The 3,173-nt window shown below is 65.0% G+C and carries 3 protein-coding genes; 1 reads left to right on the top strand and 2 read right to left on the bottom strand.

Annotated elements, in window-relative coordinates:
- Nucleotides 1-83: 83 nt before the first annotated feature.
- Together A3840_RS18485 and argH are read right to left on the bottom strand one after the other, a co-directional pair.
- Nucleotides 84-776 (bottom strand): gamma-glutamylcyclotransferase, encoded by a 693-nt coding sequence (locus A3840_RS18485; RefSeq protein WP_165603225.1) that lies wholly within the window; start codon nt 774-776, stop codon nt 84-86.
- Between the two features lie 132 nt (nt 777-908).
- On the bottom strand, nt 909-2,357 hold the full coding sequence (argH, locus tag A3840_RS18480; RefSeq protein ID WP_082904033.1) for an argininosuccinate lyase: 1,449 nt from the start codon (nt 2,355-2,357) through the stop codon (nt 909-911).
- Nucleotides 2,358-2,378: 21 nt separating this feature from the next.
- On the opposite strand from argH, the gene A3840_RS18475 reads away from it, so the two are divergent.
- Complete coding sequence (locus A3840_RS18475) at nt 2,379-3,041, top strand: TlpA family protein disulfide reductase (RefSeq protein ID WP_067460594.1); 663 nt, start codon at nt 2,379-2,381, stop codon at nt 3,039-3,041.
- The last annotated feature ends 132 nt before the right edge of the window (nt 3,042-3,173 follow it).

The raw sequence follows: 3,173 nt of genomic DNA, 5'->3' as shown, positions 1-3,173 counted from the left end.
CCGCCGGTAGAGGCGGGGACAATTTCCATGGCCGCTCGTTGCAGGCACCTCTAGTGCAGGTGCGCAGAAAACGAAAGCCAGACTTATCGATCCGCCTCATAAGCGGCCTCGATGCGGTCGGCCACCAGATGCTGCAGGCGCCACAGATGCGGATCGTGGATATGCATGCGTTCCAGATGATCGACCGTGGCGAAGAGATATTCGGCCATGGAACCGCGCGAACCGACGGCGCGGGCGAGGACATCGGCCACCTGCGCCTCGCTCAGCCCCGAGACATAGCGGCCCGAATGGCGGTCGATGCAGAAGGTGATGGCCTTCATCCGCTGTTCGCCGCTCTGCACATTGACCCAGCGCGGCGGAAAGGCCGAGGGCAGCCAGGCCATTTCCCGCTCAAACAGCTTGATGAGATTGTCTTCCACCCGGTCCGGCGGCAGGCGATAGGCCACGCCCTTGCAGGATCCGCCCCGGTCCAGCGCCAGCATCAGGCCCGGATTGTCATCGCTGCCGCGCCAGCGATTGTTCCAGCCCAGGCAGAAGGCGCGGTGCCAGCCGCGGATCAGGCCGGTGCGCATCTCCACGAAATCGCAGGCCGGCTTCCAGATCAGCGAGCCATAGGCGAAGAACCAGATCTCGCCGGGATCCTCGACCTGGGCTATCAGACGGGCAATGGTGGCGCGATGATCCTCCTCGGTGGCGGCATGCATGCCCTCGGGCGGGGCGGGCATGTCCTCGCTGGTCTCGGTCGGCCGGAGATAGGCGACGTGGCGCTCGGTCAATCGCATTTCGCGCCGTTTCGAAAGCAAGGCCTACCCCGTCTCGCGCCGTCCGCGGCGGGACGGCCAATATGCCTCCCTGCCGGTGCCGGGAACAGGTCCCGCACGCCGGCAAGCCTCGCCTATTCGCCCGCCTTATTCAATCCCGCCATCGCCATGGGCGCCATGCTTCTTCCGGCCGAGGGGGCGTGCCTGGTGGCTTTCGCCCGTCAGCACGCTTTTCCAGCGCGCCGCCTGGGCCAGCACATTGGCCGGGGCGGTGCCGCCATAGGATTGGCGCGCGGCCACCGAGGCTTCCACCGTCAGCACCTTGTGGATGCGGCTGTCGATGCGCTGGTCGATCGACTTGAAGTCCTCGATGGTGAGCCCTTCCAGCCCGCAATTCTTCTGCTCGGCCAGGGCCACGATCTGGCCGGTAATGTGGTGGGCGTCGCGGAAGGGAATGTTGAGCTCGCGCACCAGCCAATCGGCAATGTCGGTAGCAGTGGAAAAGCCGGCCGCGGCCGAGGCATGCATGCGCTCCCGGTTCGGCACCATGTCGGCGACCATGCCGGTCATGGCGGCGAGGGACAGCGAGAGGGCATCGAGGGCGTCGAAGGCCACTTCCTTGTCTTCCTGCATGTCCTTGGAATAGGCCAGCGGCAGGCCCTTCATCACCACGAGCAGGGCGTTGAGCGCGCCCAGGATGCGGCCGATCTTGGCGCGGACCAGTTCGGCGGCATCCGGATTGCGCTTTTGCGGCATGATCGAGGAGCCGGTGGTGAACTTGTCGCTCAGCCGGACGAAGCCGAATTGCGCCGAGGACCAGATCACCATTTCCTCGGCGAAGCGCGACAGGTGCATGGCGCAGATGGCCGCCGCCGCCAGGGTTTCGAGGATGAAGTCGCGATCGGACACCGCATCGAGCGAATTGGCGCTGGGCCGGTCGAAGCCGAGCGCGGCCGCCGTCATGTCCCGGTCGATCGGGTAAGGCGTGCCGGCCAGGGCGGCCGAACCCAGCGGGTTCTCGTTGAGGCGTCGGCGGGCATCGCGCAGCCGGCCGGCATCGCGGCCCAGCATTTCCACATAGGCGAGGAGGTGATGGCCGAAGGTCACCGGCTGGGCATTCTGCAGATGGGTGAAGCCGGGCAGGATGGTCTCGGCCTCCTCCTCGGCCCGGGTGACCAGTCCCAGTTGCAGCGCCTCCACCTGGGCGACCAGATGGTCGATGCTGTCGCGCACATAGAGACGGAAATCGGTGGCCACCTGGTCATTGCGCGAGCGCGCGGTATGCAGGCGTCCGGCGGCGTCGCCGATCTTTTCGCGCAGCCGCGATTCGACATTCATATGGATGTCTTCGAGCGCGCGCGAGAACGTGAATGTACCGCCCTCGATTTCCCCCAGCACCTCGTCTAGACCGGCCAGGATGGCGTCACGGTCCTCTCGCGTCAAAATGCCCGTGGCCTCGAGCATTGTCGCATGGGCCTTCGATCCGGCAATATCCTGGCGGAAAAGGCGCTGGTCGAATCCGATCGAGGCGTTGATTTCTTCCATGATGGCGTCGGGGCCGGAAGCGAACCGTCCGCCCCACATCTTGTTGCTCATCTCTAGCCTTTCGGAGAACCCATGTCGGACATTCAAGCATCCCAGCCAAAGCACCGGAAAAGCTGGCAGCTTCCTGTCGTGATCGGGGTTGCTGGTCTGGGCGTAGCTATAGCGGCGTGGTTCTATCTCGGCAATGCCGCAGAAGCCAGCGCCTGCCCGGTCCAGGCCATGCCGGCCCAGGTGATCGATGCGGCGGCCAGGGGCGAATTGGCGGCGCTCAACGGCACCGGCCAGGGCCGCGGCTATGCCGACATGGCGTTCAAGGATGCGAGCGGCGCCGACATGACCATCGCCGATTTCAAGGGCAAGGCTTTGCTGGTCAATTTCTGGGCCAGTTGGTGCGTGCCGTGTCGTGAAGAGATGCCGGCGCTCGACGCCATTGCCACCGAATATAATTCCGACCGCTTCATGGTGCTGCCGATCAATCTCGATATCGGCGCGGGCGGACAGGAAAAGGCGCAGGACTTTCTCGACGAAGGCCAGTTCGCCAACCTGCCGCTCTATGCCGACAATAGCTTCGCCGCCTTCGAGCGGCTGAAGCGCGAGGCGGTGGCCGTGGGCCTGCCGGCAACCCTGCTGCTCGATCCCGAAGGCTGCGAACTCGCCGTGCTGCAGGGACCGGCCGAATGGCACAGCAATGACGGCAAGGCCGTGGTGGAAGCGCTGATCGGGCTGCGTGGCTGATCCTTTCGGGCAGGTCTTTGCGCCGGACGGCATAAAAACCTCCGGGTTCGAGACGTCGATGGAAGCCCCGAGGCGGATTCCGCCTCAGAATTTAAAAACGAGACGCAATCCGCCCCGGGGCGTCGGGATTTC

It is taken from the genome of Devosia elaeis, from assembly GCF_001650025.1.
Classification (GTDB): Bacteria; Pseudomonadota; Alphaproteobacteria; order Rhizobiales; family Devosiaceae; genus Devosia; species Devosia elaeis.
This window is presented reverse-complemented; position numbering and strand designations above follow the sequence as displayed.

Coding starts and splice junctions, on each gene's coding strand:
- argH (WP_082904033.1), bottom strand. CDS start 2,357: ATGAGCAACAAGATGTGGGGCGGACGGTTCGCTTCCGGCCCCGACGCC.
- A3840_RS18475 (WP_067460594.1), top strand. CDS start 2,379: ATGTCGGACATTCAAGCATCCCAGCCAAAGCACCGGAAAAGCTGGCAG.